This is a genomic window from Corynebacterium belfantii (assembly GCF_041898185.1).
Lineage (GTDB): Bacteria > Actinomycetota > Actinomycetes > Mycobacteriales > Mycobacteriaceae > Corynebacterium > Corynebacterium belfantii.
In genome coordinates this window covers 1,284,782-1,300,269 of record NZ_CP157823.1, presented here as the reverse complement: position 1 = coordinate 1,300,269, position 15,488 = coordinate 1,284,782, and the positions used below count along the sequence as shown (strand labels likewise).

The following is a 15,488-nucleotide window of genomic DNA, read 5'->3' as shown; positions in this document are numbered from 1 at the left end:
CGTGAGAGGAATTCACCTGCTCAGTTGTCTTTGTGAGCTCGTGCTTTTGAAGATTCATACATACAGATACTTGCAGCAGTTGCGAGGTTGAGAGACTCTGCCCTACCACGAATGGGAATACGAACCGAATGATCCGCAGCAGACAATGCCTCATCATTGAGCCCATGAGCCTCATTTCCCATCAGCCATGCCGTGGGCTTTTCTAACAATTCACCTGCTGTATCCAAGTTAATTTCACCTTGGGCAACCGTCGCTAACATCTGCACATTTCGAGCCCGAAGAATCTGCCAGACTTTTTGCATGTCCGATTCTCTCACGACAGGAATATGGAATAAAGATCCAGCACTTGCCCTGACAGCCTTTGGCGATTGCGGATCTACCGTTGATCCCGCGAATATCACGCAGTCTGCCCCCATAGCATCTGCCACACGAACCAACGTACCCGCATTACCAGGTTCACCAGTTTCGACCGCCACGCACACCAATGATGGATTACCTTTTAGCGCTTCTCGAGCACTCCACAATACTGGAAGGCAAACCGCAAAAATCCCAGTAGAGGTCATGGTGTCCGACAGGCTCTTTGCAGCACGATCAGTAATCGGGTGAACAAAAACCCCCATATGCCCTGCAGCTGTAACAATTGCTTCAAATCGCTCAGCAGCTTTTTCGGTAACAAAAAGGTCCGTAGCAGCACCCGTAGCAACTGCAGCCTCAACTGCATTTTCCCCTTCAGCAAGAAAACGATCAGCCTTCTTACGGCCTGCAGAACGCAAGAGTTTAGCGGCGTTCACTACACGAGGGGTTCTTTCAGTATAAGGAGAGGAAAAATCAATCGGCATAGTTTCCTAGCCTATCAGCGCGCCCCAAACAAGCCTCTAGTTGACCACAATATTCAATGGTGGACTTGTCACCTACCATACCCATGGGCCTGACTAAAAATTGGTGACGCATCCGATAAATCACACCGTCAAAGCGCGGTTTCAAGTGGAAAGTACATACGTCACCGATGTAACTTATTCAAGGAAAGCAAAAATATTGCTCATACCACAGTGGAGTTCCCCTACCACTGACACAGAAAGGACCCCATGATTAAAACAACATACGGTGTACTCGCACGAGTTTTTGCGATTGTCCTCATAGTGGTTGGCACCGCAGCTATTTTCGGCGGAACCTACGCCCATAGTTTTGTGACTGAACAGCTAAAACAGGAAAGAATTACAATGCCAGCGCAAGAAGACATCGACAAACTCGAAGATCAAGCTTCAAAAGAAATTTTGCAGCAGTGGGTCGGCCAAGATCTCACTACTGGACCACAAGCCAAAGCATTTGCTGACAATTACATCTGGCAGCACATGATGGCTCTTTCTGGTGGCAAGACTTTCCAAGAATTTGGCACTGTTATTACGCAAGCCAAAAAGGATGGAAAATCGGCCGATGAGATTGCAGCACTTCAAAAGACACGCGATAGCCTCTTTCAAGGTAATACCCTCCGCGGCATCCTATTGAGCGCCTACGGATGGTGGCTTGTTGGAAGCATCGCTTTGGGGGCCGGAATCGGCTTGATCATTTTGGGCCTTATTTTGGCCGCACTCGGATTTGTTACGTGGAGCGCTAAAAAGACTCAAGCATAAATCTACAAAGTTGATTCCCTCCTCCACATATCACTTTGCTTCACACTAGGAAATCTGATTTCCAACAGCATCCGTGATACGTGAGGAGGGAATTTTCTAATCTACGGGCTCAACCTTTTACTACCGGCATTCAACACACTGGGAAACCAAAAACCGCATATACCTCAGTACGAATGGCCGCACTCTTGGAATAAGAGTGCGGCCATTCGCTAAGCTCAATGGAGCATTCGCTCACATTGATTAAAGCCTTATTAGGCAGCCTTAGGAGCGTTAACATCTGCTGGCAAAGCAGCCTTTGCAGCCTCGCAAATTGCGGAGAACGCAGCAAAGTCGTTAACCGCCAAGTCAGCCAAAACCTTACGGTCAACCTCGATCTCAGCAAGGCGCAGGCCCTGGATGAGGCGGTTGTAGGTGATGTCGTTCATGCGAGCAGCTGCGTTGATACGGGTGATCCACAGCTTGCGGAACTCAGACTTACGTGCGCGACGATCGCGGTAAGCGTAAGTCATGGAATGTAGCCACTGTTCCTTAGCCTTACGGTACAGGCGGGAACGCTGACCACGGTAGCCCTTGGCGGACTTCAGAATCTCGCGACGCTTCTTCTTGGCATTCAGTGAGCGCTTGACACGTGCCACGGTGTTACTTCCTTATCAGTTATATAGGTCTAAAGGGTAATGAGAATGAAGGGGAAAGGAATCAAGCCTTGCCCAAGAGACGCTTGATGCGCTTGGTGTCAGCCTTAGCAACATCCTCGGTGCCCTTCAAACGACGAGTGCGCTTGGAAGGCTTGCCCTCGAGAAGGTGACGGCGGTTAGCCTGCTCACGACGAAGCTTGCCAGAACCGGTGATCTTGACGCGCTTAGCGGTGCCCTTGTGGGTCTTCTGCTTCATGAAAATTACGTCCTTTTTGTTTTAAGTGTCTACTTCTTGCCCTTGCGCGCTGGACCAAAGACCATGGTCATATTACGACCATCCTGCTTTGGCTTGGACTCAACGATGCCAAACTCAGCAACATCGCCAGCCAGGCGCTCAAGGAGACGGAAACCAAGTTCAGGACGAGACTGCTCACGTCCGCGGAACATGATAGTGACCTTTACCTTGGATCCCTTTTCGAGGAACCGGATCACATTGTTCTTCTTCGTCTCGTAATCGTGGTCATCGATCTTGGGACGGAACTTCTGCTCCTTGACCACAGTCTGCTGCTGGTTCTTCCGAGCTTCACGCGCCTTCTGCGCCTGCTCGTATTTGAACTTTCCATAGTCCATAATTTTGCAGACTGGCGGTTTAGCATTCGGAGCAACCTCAACCAAGTCAAGGTCTGCTTCGTAGGCAAGCTTACGGGCGTCGTCGATACGCACGATGCCCACCTGTTCACCGTTCGGTCCGACTAGACGAACCTCGGGAACTCGGATGCGCTCATTAATGCGAGCTTCAGCGCTGATGGGGACTCCTCAAGTAGCAAATGTATGTGATATACCGCGCCCATCGCTTATAGAAACTTCTTCAAAGGAAGAACACACAGAAAAAGCCCGCCTCATAAGAGGCGGGAGATCTGTTTGCTGGGTTAAACCCATACCCTTTGACCTTTGTCCAGCTGTAAACAGCGGCTTCAGGTGGGAAGATCTCCACTTGCGACCTGATCAGAAGAATCAATCAGGCGGTAGTACCGAAATGCTAACAGAAGACAACAAGATTTGTAAAATATCGTTCGCTATTTCGAAGCTGCTAGAACTTCTTTGAGGAAACCTCCCGTATACGAACCCGAAACTTCAGCCACTTGTTCAGGTGTTCCTTCAGCAACCACTGTTCCGCCTCCAGATCCGCCTTCTGGCCCCATGTCGATAACCCAATCGGCTGTCTTAATGACGTCCAGATTATGCTCGATGATAATGACAGAGTTGCCTTTATCAACTAGCCCTTGGATCACCAACATAAGCTTACGGATATCTTCAAAATGAAGACCTGTTGTTGGCTCATCCAAAATATAGACTGTTCGACCATTCGATCGCTTCTGAAGCTCCGCGGCAAGTTTCACTCGCTGTGCCTCACCACCAGACAATGTGGTAGCCGACTGTCCCAGACGCACATATCCAAGACCTACTTCGGTAAGAGTTTTAAGATACCGATGTATAGAAGTAATGGGTTCAAAAAACTCTGCAGCCTCACTAATTGGCATGTCTAATACTTCAGCAATGTTCTTACCTTTGTATTTAACCTCTAGCGTCTCTCGGTTATATCGAGCACCGTGACACACTTCGCACGGCACATACACGTCTGGCAGAAAATTCATCTCAATTTTTAAAGTGCCGTCGCCTTGACACGCCTCGCAACGACCACCTTTGACGTTGAAGGAAAATCGACCAGGCTTGTAGCCCCGAACTTTTGCTTCTGTTGTTTCTGCAAAAAGGTTACGAACTTTATCAAAAACGCCGGTGTATGTAGCGGGGTTTGAACGCGGTGTTCGGCCAATGGGAGATTGATCAACCTGAACTAATTTATCGAGGTTGTCGATCCCTTCTACTCGCTGGGCGCGCCCTGGAACAGTACGAGCTCTATTAAGTTCATTGGCCAAGACTTTTGCCAGAATCTGGTTTATCAGTGTGGATTTGCCCGAACCCGATACTCCTGTCACACATGCCAAAACACCTAATGGGATCGTGACGTTGATCCCCTTGAGGTTGTTCTCCTTCGCACCAACAATTTTCAGTGCTCTGTCCGGATCAATCCCACGCCGTTTCTCAGGTACTCCAAGGACCTTTTTCCCCGATAAATACGCACCTGTGATGGACTCTTTACAGTCAACAATTCCTGCAGGCTCTCCTTGGTAGACGATTTCGCCGCCGTATTCTCCCGCTTTTGGCCCGACGTCGATAAGCCAATCTGCTGCCCTGATCGTATCTTCATCATGCTCGACAACGATCAGTGTATTTCCGATATCACGGAGTCGCTCGAGCGTCGAGATCAACCGCTGATTATCGCGTTGATGTAGTCCAATAGAAGGTTCATCGAGAACATACAATACGCCCGCGAGGCCTGACCCAATCTGGGTGGCTAGACGAATTCGCTGAGCTTCGCCGCCAGACAAAGTTCCTGCTGCACGATTCAGAGTTAGGTATGTCAACCCGACGTCCAAAAGGAACCGCAATCGCGCATTTATCTCTTTAAGAACAGCACCGGCAATAATTTCTTCTCGTTTGCCCAGCACTAAGTCCTGAAGAAAATTAGATGCGTCTTGAATAGAAAGCTCACTCAATCCTGCGATTGAAAGCTCTCCATGGCTCGATGATGCTAATCGGACAGCCAAGATTTCAGGTTTTAGCCTCGATCCATGGCACGTAGGACATGCGACCTCACGCGTATATTGCAGCAAACGATCTTTCTGCGACTCGGTATCCGCCTGCTCCAATTTACGTTCGATATAACCCAGAACCCCTTCGAAAGGGGCTGTCCACGTTCTCACACGGCCATATCGGTTTTTATATCGTACGGTTACTTCTTCTTGGCATCCATGAATCAACGCATCTCGCTGATCCTCTGATAGCTCATCAAAAGGAGTCTCAGGATCAAAACTTTTAGCTTTAGCGAGTGCTTCAATAAGTTTTTCAAAATACTTGTGGTTGGGACTTGAATTCCATGGCTGAACAGCTTTCAACGCTGGGGCGTGCGTATCGGGAATCAGTAGTTCGGTATCAACCACTGTTCGTGTACCTAAGCCATCGCAGGCGGGACATGCACCGTACGGTGAGTTAAAAGAAAATGCCCGTGGTTCCAACTCATCGACACTTAATGCATGCCCGTTTGGGCATGACATTTTCTCGGAAAATCGAACGAATCGCTGTGGGTCATCTTCACTCAGGCCCACAAATTCGAGAACCACAACGCCGTCGGCAAGCTTCAGGGCGGTTTCTACCGAATCAGTCAAACGCTGTTGTTGTGAAGCCTTCACTTGTAGACGATCCACAACAACGTCAATATCATGCTTGACCTGTTTTTTAAGCGTCGGCGGCTCTGAAAGAGAATAGATGGAACCATCGACGCGGACACGCGAATAGCCTTGAGTTGCTAGGTCCGCAAAGAGATCAACAAACTCCCCTTTGCGCGTGCGCACTACTGGAGCAAGAACCTGGAATTTTAGCCCTTGTTCCATGTCCATGACTTGATCAACAATCTGCTGCGGTGTTTGGCGTTCGACTTTGGCGTCACACACAGGGCAGTGAGCGGTGCCAGCGCGAGAAAACAATAATCGAAGATAGTCATACACTTCAGTGATGGTGCCAACCGTGGACCGCGGATTACGGTTTGTTGACTTTTGATCTATCGAAACTGCAGGTGACAATCCATCAATGAAATCAACATCCGGCTTGTCCATCTGCCCCAAAAACATGCGCGCATAGGAGGACAACGACTCGACATAGCGCCGCTGCCCTTCCGCAAAGATCGTGTCAAACGCTAGTGAAGACTTGCCAGATCCCGAAAGGCCAGTAAATACCACCATGGCGTCACGTGGGATATCAATATCCACACCTTTAAGATTGTGTTCACGGGCGCCGCGGACTACAAGACGATCAACCACTAACGATTCTTCCTTACGTATGGGGATGGGAAAAGAACAAAGTCCATTGCGATAACCAGCACAAATCGCTAGTTCACGCTTGGACACGTCCAGACTATCGAGCTATATACAACCAACACTACATCAATTCGAACATACTACCGAAGGAAAATTGATTAGTGTGGACACTATGACTAACACATCTTCCGCTGAAGGTATTTCACTACACCACATCTCAGTATCTGATCTAGACAACAACTGTTATCTACTAACCACAGAATCGAATGAAGGCACTCAAGGCTTGCTTATCGACGCCGCAGACAACGCGCCGGCCCTCCTAAGCTTGGCCGAATCAGCGGGCGCACGCATCACCGCTGTTGTAACAACGCACCGGCACTTTGATCATGTCAGAGCACTTGAGGATGTCCTGGATGCGACTAAGGCAACACATTATGCCAGTTCCGGCGATAGCCCTCGTCTCCCCCGATCCGCCGACACAACGCTAGGTGAAGGCGACGCCCTCCACTGGGCAGGCCATATCTTGAGAGCCCATATTCTCCGCGGCCACACCCAAGAAGGGTTAGCCCTCAGTATCAAAATAGATGGCATCTACCATCTATTTGTCGGAGATAGCCTTTTCCCAGGGGGGGTAGGAAAAACCTCAACACCAGAGGAGTTCAACCAATTGCTCACAGACGTTACAACTAGGCTATTCGATGTGTATCCGGATACTGCTGTTGTACATCCTGGCCACGGAAAACCTACTACTTTAGGAACTGAGCGTCCACATCTGGAGCAATGGTATCAACGCGGTTGGTAATTACTTCAGTTCATCCCACAGATCTTCTTGCATAAAGCCCATAGTCTTTACCAACTTGTTGCAATTATCGCGAGCAGGAACAAGCAATGGTCTGTAGCATGGGCATCGTACTCTGGTTTGATGATCCGGACACTAGACGATCAAAACTAGTGATTTTAAGGGCTTAAGAGAAAGGGAATTCTATATGATCCGCAAATTTGCTCGCCCCATGCTCGCCTCCGTTTACGTGGCTGACGGTGTCGACGTTGTTCTCAACAGCCAAGCTCATGTGGAAGGCACACAGACCGTTATCAACCGACTGCGCACGGTTGTGCCTCGCAAATACATGAAAAAGCTTCCAGAGGATCCACAGGTAATCACTCAAGCAGTTGGAGCAACCAAAGTATTAGCTGGCAGCTCACTCGCACTCGGTAAAACACCTCGAACCTCCGCTACAGTTCTGGCTGCCATTAGTATTCCAACTATCATTGCTCGTCACGCGTTTTGGGAAACTCAAGATCGTGAAGAAAAAATCGCTCGACGTCAGGGCTTTTTAACGAGCATCGCATTACTAGGCGGTTTGGCAATTACGAGCGCAGATACTGCCGGAAAACCAGGCTTGAAGTGGCGCACTGATAAGGCTGTACAGAAAGCATCCACGCAGATTCAGCAAGCCCTGCCTACTAAATCTGAGACCGAAAAATTTGGCGACCAAGCATCTGCAGTTGCAAGCCAAGCAGCATCCACAGCAAAAGATTTGTGGAACGAAGCGACTGATGCTGTTTCTCAATACAGTCAAACAGCGCAAGAGTACGTCGAAGATAACAAAGATGATTGGCTAGCTCTTGCACAAAAGAACGCTGTTTTGGCTAAAAAGAAAGCCGTAAAGGTTGCAGCACGCGCTCAAGAACGAGCAGCTCAAGCATACGAGAGTGCAGAAAAATCTACTGGCCGCAACGCTAAACGAGCTTCTAAAAAGGCTAACCAACTTCAGCGAAAAGCAGAAAAATCTCTGAACAAAGCAATGAAACGATTCGATTCAGCTTTCTAGAATCACTTTCATTCAATCCAGAAACGAGTGCTGGCTTTATCACCTAACGAGAGACGGTGATAAAGCCAGCACTCGCATTTCCCCACTACACGATGAGATGCAAGCCGTAGTTGAGAAGCGGTATGATTGACAGCTTGTTCTTTCATAACCACACGAAAGGCACGCCATCCATGAAACACCCCATCGATTCAACTTCTGCAGAGATTGAAGACGAACAGGCTTACGTCGATAAGCTTTTTGGAAAACTTGACGAGGAAGTAGTAGCAGCCAATCAGCGGCTCAACGACGTTATGTTGCACGTCGACCCTGCTAACCCCGATGCAGAAGCTTTGGTCAGACGTGAAACTGAATATCACGCGTTGAACGAAAAAATCGACCGCCTCAACATTGCCCAATTGGGATTAGTTTTTGGACGAATCGACGTAACCACCCAGCGCACAGACCTCATCGATAATTTGGTTGCAGGGACAGACAACGTCGATCGTCGTTATATCGGACGCATGGGGCTTGACGATCGCCAAAATGATTACCGAACCCTCCTATTGGACTGGCGTGCGCCATTAGCTCGACCGTTTTACCTAGCTACCACCGCACATCCCGAAGGTGTTTTGCATCGTAGACACATCCGAACTCAAGGACGTTCAGTCGTAGGTGTAGATGATGAAGTGCTCAGTGGTGTTAGTGCAGAAAGCGCCCACAATGAGCGTGCAAATGTAGTGAGTGAAACCGCTTTGTACCGCGCTATGTGTTCTGCACGCACCGGCCACATGCATTCCATTGTAGAAACCATTCAACGCGAACAAGATGATATTATTCGCGACCCGACACGTGGAGTCATGGTTGTTGAAGGCGGACCTGGTACAGGTAAAACTGCTGTAGCACTACACCGTGTGGCGTACCTTCTCTATACATGGCGCGATCAACTCGCAAAAACTGGAGTGCTCATCGTAGGACCAAACCGTAGTTTTTTGGACTATATTTCTCGAGTTCTTCCAGAATTAGGCGAGACTGGTGTCGTGTTATCAACTGTCGGGGATCTCTACCCTGGCATTAACGGCACCTCTGTTGAAGATTCACTCGCACGTGAGATTAAAGGCAGTGAGGAAATGGTCACTGTTCTCCGGCGACTGGTGCAGGAGTATCAACAGGTTCCTTCAGAACCATTTACTTTCAAAATCGATGGCCTAGAACTCACAGTCACTCCAGACATGGTGAAAAAAGCGCGAACGCGCGCTCGCAGATCAAGGCGACCTCACAATGAAGCAAGGCCACTATTCACCGAGCAGCTGACTGAGCTGCTTTCACACCGAATGGCAGACCTTATTGGTGCTGACCCCATGGGCGGAAAGAATTTACTCTCGCCTGCCGATATCGCCCAATTACATGATGACCTGTTAGAGGAATCTGCGGTCTCCGAGATAGTCGATGAGTACTGGCCACAGCTTAATCCTCAAGACACATTGATGAGTCTGCTTGAATCACACAACATGATCAGCAAAGTTGCCTACGACTACGACAAGGAAACTCAAGAGGCTCTATGGAGACAACAAGGCAGCCCATGGGCTGCCTCAGATGCAGCGTTGTTGGACGAACTAGCTGTCATCATCGGGGTACCGGATCCAGAAAAAGAGCGAGCCGAACAAGAAAAAGCGTGGCACGAACAAATCGAAGACGCTCAGGATGCGCTAGAAATCCTCACCGGTTCAGCTAATACAGACCTAGATGATGAATCCGACGCTGAAATCCTTTCAGCTCATGATGTCATCGATGCGGAAACGTTAGCTCGACGCCAAGAAGCTCGTGATATTAGATCAACAGCGCAACGTGCACGTGAAGATCTAGCGTGGGCGTACGGCCATGTCATTGTCGACGAAGCTCAAGAGCTCACTCCCATGGAATGGCGAATGGTTATGCGTCGCTGTCCATCACGATGGATGACACTTGTAGGCGATACCGCACAAACTAGTTCTCCGGCCGGGGTTGACTCTTGGGCTGAAACCCTAGAGCCGTTCGTCAGCGGTCGCTATGTAACCCATCACCTCACCATTAACTATCGCACACCAACAGAAATCATGGAATGGGCTAATAAAGTCCTTCACGTTTTTGCACCTGACGCAGTAGGAAGCACAGCTCTACGACAATCAGGTACCCCAGTACGATTTGAAAATAGTGATGTTCATGCAATTGAGATCGCACAAGAGCTACGCCGAGATGAACCATCACGGCTTACTGCCATCATCGGACCTGACAGCATGGCGAACAACGATATTCTCGGCGTTTCAGATGTCAAAGGGTTGGAATATGATCATGTTGTTGTGATCAATCCAATCGATATTGTCAATGGATCCCCGCAGGGATGGCAAGACCTTTATGTTGCACTAACTCGGGCCACACAGTCCCTTTGTATCATCGGCGATCTTCCTGATTTATCATAAAAAATGGTGCCATGCGTTATCGCATGGCACCATTGCGTATTTGCTCTTTAGCTTACAGTGTGAACAATCATGACGTCACAATCCGACTGACGTGCAACATCAGCAGGAACCGAACCGAGCAGACGGCCGGTCAGGGAATTAATTCCGCGATTACCAACAACGAGTAGATCTGCGTTGTGCTCGCGAACGATTGCCATCAATGCCTCAACTGGAGTTCCTGGACGAATGGCAGTCTCAATCTTGGTAGCGCCAATCTCCTTTGCTGCTGCAGCTGCTTTATCCAAATTCTGTTGAGCTGGATCATTACCCAACACAGTGACAGAATCTTGTCGCAGGGTCTTGGAAGCGTCTTCTTTATTTTCGTAATAAGCACAGCCGATAACCAAGGTGCAGTCCATAGCAGCAGCAATCTTTGCTGCGCGCTCGACAGCTAGCATTGAGGACTTGGAGCCATCTGTACCGACAACGATGGTGGAATAATCGCTCATGAGAGCCTTTCATTGTTGAACTCGCGTTACATGCTTTATTGCTAGCCAGCCTACTCCTAAATTACGAGCATGGCAGCCAAGCGCAATAACTGTAAGTCTAACAATATATTGCGCTTTTAAACACCAATCGAATGGTGACGTTATAACAAGCAGATAGCAGGATTAAGGCACGTCACAATAGGAAAAATTCAATACCCATATTCACAATAGTGGCCTAGAAAACACCCATTTATGCAAGCCCTATTTCTTCCATACCGCGAAGTTCTTTCTTCAATTCGGCGATTTCATCACGTAAACGTCCAGCTAATTCGAACTTTAATTCCCGTGCTGCCGTACCCATCTGGGCCGTAAGGTCGTCGATAAGCGATCGCAACTCTGCCACCGGCATCGACGACGTATTCGCTTTAGAAACAACTACGGCGTCAGACGAAGGTGTCGTAGTTTCGGCCTTACTTTCTTGGACCTGTTCCAAGATATCCGCAATCTTTTTGCGTAGCGGCTGTGGATCAATTCCATGCTCTTTGTTGTATGCAATCTGTTTTTCTCGACGCCGCTCGGTCTCATCGATCGCATACTGCATAGAGTCTGTGATCTTATCTGCGTACATAATCACAGCGCCTGAAACATTTCGGGCTGCGCGGCCAATAGTCTGAATCAGCGATTTAGTGGATCGGAGGAATCCCTCTTTATCGGCATCCAAAATAGCTACGAGAGACACCTCCGGTAAGTCCAAACCCTCGCGCAACAAGTTGATACCAACGAGAACGTCGTATTCCCCTAATCTGAGCTGCCTCAGCAACTCAACACGTTGCAAAGTATCGATATCGGAATGCAAGTACCGCACCCTAATACCATTTTCTAGAAGATAATCCGTAAGATCTTCGGCCATCTTCTTTGTCAGAGTGGTTACTAATACACGCTCGTCTTTGGCAGTCCGCTGTTTGATCTCATGAATGAGATCGTCAATCTGGCCCCGAGCCGACCGCACATCAATTTCCGGATCTACCAGCCCAGTAGGTCGAATAACTTGTTCCACGTACTCACCGCCCGAAGCTGCAAGTTCATAATCTCCCGGAGTTGCCGACATATACACCGTTTGACCAACGCGTTGTTCGAATTCTTCCCACGTTAGTGGACGATTATCAAGAGCTGAAGGCAACCGGAATCCAAATTCAACCAAATTGCGCTTACGCGACATATCTCCTTCAAACATTCCGCCAATCTGCGGAACCGTCACGTGGGACTCGTCGATAATCGTCAGAAAATCCTCAGGGAAATAATCCAGCAACGTTGCCGGTGCCGACCCAGCTGGTCGACCGTCTAGATGCCGAGAATAGTTCTCAATCCCAGAACAAAATCCAACCTGCTCGATCATTTCTAGGTCATATTCAGTGCGCATACGTAACCGCTGTGCCTCTAGAAGCTTGCCTCTGTTTTCCAAATCTTCGAGACGATCATGCAATTCAGCTTTAATATCCTCGACAGCTTTTGCCATGCGTTCTGGCCCAGCGACGTAGTGAGTCGCAGGAAATATGCGAACTTCATCTACCTGCCGAATAACGTCTCCAGTTAAAGGATGGATGTAATACAACGCATCAATATCATCACCAAAGAACTCAACGCGAACCGCGACCTCTTCATATGCGGGAATAATATCGACTGTGTCACCTTTTACACGGAACGTACCTCGAGTAAACCCAACATCATTGCGATCGTATTGAATATCTACAAGTAGTCTCAAAAAACGATCTCGTTCAACTTCTTCATCTACGCGTAAAACAACAGAGCGATCCAAATATGACTGCGGAGTTCCCAAACCATAAATGCAAGAAACTGAAGACACCACCACCACGTCACGTCGAGACAACAACGAACTGGTGGCTCTGTGCCTAAGCCTTTCGACGTCATCGTTAATTGATGAGTCTTTTTCAATATAGGTATCCGTTTGCGCGATATACGCTTCTGGCTGGTAGTAATCGTAATAAGAAACGAAATACTCAACCGCATTGTTAGGAAGCAATTGACGTAGCTCATTAGCCAACTGCGCCGCTAGCGTCTTGTTAGGGGCCATCACGAGAGTAGGCCGCTGTTGTTGCTCAATAAGCCACGCAGCTGTTGCGGACTTACCAGTGCCCGTTGCACCTAATAAAACAACGTCTCGTTCTCCACGTGACAATCGTGCGTCTAATTCCTTAATAGCAGCCGGCTGGTCACCAGCCGGCTCATATTCGGAGATGACCTCAAATCGCGCATCTGTACGCTCAATATCACCCACCGGACGAAATTCTGAAACCGATAACTCTGGATGTTCCGCCGCAAAAGCCATATCCAAAAGTGTAGTGTCTGAATCAACTTCTCGCTCGAGACGCCAAGATTTAATCTTCTACACCAGAATGCCCCGCATCTAACCACGGCTGCGGCATGTATGCACACGTAGGATCCGAAGCACGAACGTCACCAGTGAGTGCATAAGCAGTCGAACGCGAACCACCACAGACATCATGAAATTCACATACCGAGCATTTACCATGCCAGTGGTTGGGATCTCTTAGAGCTTGAAAAGTTGGCGATTGTGAATAAATAGTCTTAATTGATGCTTGTTTTACATTGCCGCAGTGAATTGGCAAGAAACCACTAGGGTAGACATCTCCGATGTGATCAATAAAAACAAAACCTGACCCTGAATTAACTGCCATCGGCGGACGCGGGCGGCGTGGTTGAACTGGGTGGGCACCTAATAATTCCGTAGTTTTTTGGGTGAGATATCGATAAAGTTCACCGCCTGGATACTTATCAAGCTGGCCTTCTTTCCGTAAGCGCTGCTGGATCACTACGCGGCGGTATTGCGGCGCTTCTGTAGTTTTAATTGCAATACGATCGGATACGTCGGTAAGCCAATGGAGAACATCTTCACGTTCTTGAGGGTTTAACGCGTTTAAGGCAGCTCCACGCCCAGTTGGTACAAGGAAAAATACGTACCACATTTTTGCGCCCATCCCCATCACCGTCTTCAATAATGCTGGAGCTTCTCGGATGTTGGACTTTGTAAGAGTGGAATTAATTTGCAGCCTAAAACCTGCTTGAAGAATATCCGCTGCGCGTTCAACAGTCGTGTCGAAAGTCCCGCTGAAACCGCGAAAGGCATCATGTGTTTCAGCAGTTGCACCATCTAAGGACATTGACATTGCCTTGCCGCCGAGCTCATGAAGTCGGTGAATTCGCTCTGGGGTCAAACGCGGGGTGACCGATGGTGACAGAGAAACATTTAAGCCAAGAGAAGTACCGTAATCCACTAACTCTTCAAGGTCTTGACGCTCAAAGGGGTCACCCCCCCGTAAGGATTACCAATGGCTTAGGTCGATCATATGACGCAAGGTCTGAAAGCAATTGTTTTCCCTGTTCAGTGGTCAGCTGTTCAGGGTGCGGCTCGTGCTGCGCGTCCGCCCGACAATGCTGACACACCAATCCGCATGCTCTCGTTACCTCCCAAATTGCAATGAATGGTTTGAGGTTGATGTCCCCACGAATGTGCCGGACCTCTTTAAAATCAGCAACATCACTTGATGTATGAGGCACTTGGAGCGAAGCTGGGTTAAGAGTTGTTGACACCTGACGTTGACCTCCGGCTTGGGGCAAAAATAACCACTGAGCAGTAATCCACAAAGTCAACCTTTTGATTGACTTTTGTATCAACCATTTTGAAACGGATTGCCTACCAAAATCCAGTTAGGCGACAGTAATTAAGACCACGTCGCCCCAGCGACCGCCCCAGTTTCAAAAATATAACCCCAGCTTATTCCACTCGAGTGGCGAAGCGTTGCCATAATTCACGAGCCAAACGCTCCAGCGCATCTCTAGACCCAGAGTTATCAATCACATAATCCGCCCTCATTCGGCGATCCACATCGCTCATCTGTCGCATAATCCGATGGCGCGCATCTTCCTCCTTTAGACCCCTCAAATCCACAAGCCTGCGAACTCTCAGCTCGGCTGGAACGTCCACTACAACTACGTCGTCCACCAGATCTGACATTCCAGATTCTAACAACAGCGGATGGTCAAGCACTAGGACATGACCCCCTTCCGCCCGAGCGCGCTCAATACCCCTTCCAATCTGACGCCTAATTGCCGGATGAGTAATGGAATTTAGTTGCGCTGTTTTCTCTTCGGAGATAAAGGCGCGCGCGGCCAACTCCGCTCGCTGAAGTTTTCCTTCCGGATCAAGGAGATCTCTACCAAAAGCTTGAGCAACTTCTTCAAGCACTATCGAACCGGGTTGCATTAGGTCACGAGCAATAGCATCAGCGTCTATAACGATCGCTCCACAACCTTGCCAAATCCTCGCGACTGTAGATTTGCCACTACCAATACCGCCAGTTAATCCAATAATCCGCATACTCGTACTGTAACCCAACGACTTTAACGCCACTCCACCCCCGAAAAGATCAAAATGTGATTCAGATCCAATTAACCCATCAGACTTACTAAAAAATGTTTGAAAACGTCTCTTTAACTGCTTTTTATAAAGAGTA

General features: G+C 48.6%; 12 protein-coding genes and 1 pseudogene. 4 read left to right on the top strand and 9 right to left on the bottom strand.

Annotated features, from left to right (window positions below; all coding sequences use genetic code 11):
- Nucleotides 1–20: 20 nt before the first annotated feature.
- Nucleotides 21–839 carry a TrmH family RNA methyltransferase gene (locus ABMV07_RS06555; RefSeq protein WP_088267780.1) on the bottom strand — a complete coding sequence of 273 codons (819 nt, stop codon included), beginning with the start codon at nt 837–839 and terminating at the stop codon, nt 21–23.
- A gap of 246 nt (nt 840–1,085) precedes the next feature.
- Here ABMV07_RS06555 and ABMV07_RS06550 point away from each other — a divergent pair, with 246 nt between their 5' ends.
- Entirely contained in the window at nt 1,086–1,631 is a 546-nt protein-coding gene (locus ABMV07_RS06550; RefSeq protein ID WP_197690895.1) for a hypothetical protein, read from the top strand.
- A gap of 251 nt (nt 1,632–1,882) precedes the next feature.
- Here the strand turns inward: ABMV07_RS06550 and rplT are convergent, their stop codons facing one another.
- The 4 genes from rplT to uvrA form a co-directional block, all read right to left on the bottom strand.
- Nucleotides 1,883–2,266: a 50S ribosomal protein L20 gene (rplT, locus tag ABMV07_RS06545; protein WP_003851301.1), complete on the bottom strand. Its 384-nt coding sequence runs from the start codon at nt 2,264–2,266 to the stop codon at nt 1,883–1,885.
- Nucleotides 2,267–2,327: 61 nt separating this feature from the next.
- Complete coding sequence (rpmI, locus tag ABMV07_RS06540) at nt 2,328–2,522, bottom strand: 50S ribosomal protein L35 (protein ID WP_003851299.1); 195 nt, start codon at nt 2,520–2,522, stop codon at nt 2,328–2,330.
- A 29-nt stretch (nt 2,523–2,551) separates the two neighbouring features.
- Nucleotides 2,552–3,073: a translation initiation factor IF-3 gene (gene infC, locus ABMV07_RS06535; protein ID WP_088267782.1), complete on the bottom strand. Its 522-nt coding sequence runs from the start codon at nt 3,071–3,073 to the stop codon at nt 2,552–2,554.
- A gap of 269 nt (nt 3,074–3,342) precedes the next feature.
- Nucleotides 3,343–6,204 (bottom strand): excinuclease ABC subunit UvrA, encoded by a 2,862-nt coding sequence (uvrA, locus tag ABMV07_RS06530; RefSeq protein ID WP_196977379.1) that lies wholly within the window; start codon nt 6,202–6,204, stop codon nt 3,343–3,345.
- A 160-nt stretch (nt 6,205–6,364) separates the two neighbouring features.
- On the opposite strand from uvrA, the gene ABMV07_RS06525 reads away from it, so the two are divergent.
- From ABMV07_RS06525 to ABMV07_RS06515, 3 genes are all read left to right on the top strand, one after another.
- Nucleotides 6,365–7,003, top strand: coding sequence for an MBL fold metallo-hydrolase (locus ABMV07_RS06525; RefSeq protein WP_196977380.1), 639 nt, complete (start codon nt 6,365–6,367; stop codon nt 7,001–7,003).
- 184 nt (nt 7,004–7,187) lie between these two features.
- Nucleotides 7,188–8,033 (top strand): DoxX family membrane protein, encoded by an 846-nt coding sequence (locus ABMV07_RS06520; protein WP_088267784.1) that lies wholly within the window; start codon nt 7,188–7,190, stop codon nt 8,031–8,033.
- 122 nt (nt 8,034–8,155) lie between these two features.
- Complete coding sequence (locus ABMV07_RS06515; RefSeq protein ID WP_197691800.1) at nt 8,156–10,468, top strand: HelD family protein; 2,313 nt, start codon at nt 8,156–8,158, stop codon at nt 10,466–10,468.
- Between the two features lie 47 nt (nt 10,469–10,515).
- On the opposite strand, the gene ABMV07_RS06510 is transcribed toward ABMV07_RS06515, so the two are convergent.
- The 4 genes and pseudogenes from ABMV07_RS06510 to coaE form a co-directional block, all read right to left on the bottom strand.
- On the bottom strand, nt 10,516–10,956 hold the full coding sequence (locus tag ABMV07_RS06510) for a universal stress protein (protein WP_088267786.1): 441 nt from the start codon (nt 10,954–10,956) through the stop codon (nt 10,516–10,518).
- Nucleotides 10,957–11,185: 229 nt separating this feature from the next.
- Nucleotides 11,186–13,282, bottom strand: a complete 2,097-nt coding sequence (uvrB, locus tag ABMV07_RS06505) for an excinuclease ABC subunit UvrB (RefSeq protein ID WP_196977382.1) — start codon at nt 13,280–13,282, stop codon at nt 11,186–11,188.
- A 49-nt stretch (nt 13,283–13,331) separates the two neighbouring features.
- Nucleotides 13,332–14,565 (bottom strand): annotated as a pseudogene (locus tag ABMV07_RS06500) (TIGR04053 family radical SAM/SPASM domain-containing protein).
- Nucleotides 14,566–14,749: 184 nt separating this feature from the next.
- Nucleotides 14,750–15,352 carry a dephospho-CoA kinase gene (gene coaE, locus ABMV07_RS06495; RefSeq protein ID WP_197691805.1) on the bottom strand — a complete coding sequence of 201 codons (603 nt, stop codon included), beginning with the start codon at nt 15,350–15,352 and terminating at the stop codon, nt 14,750–14,752.
- Between the last annotated feature and the right edge of the window lie 136 nt (nt 15,353–15,488).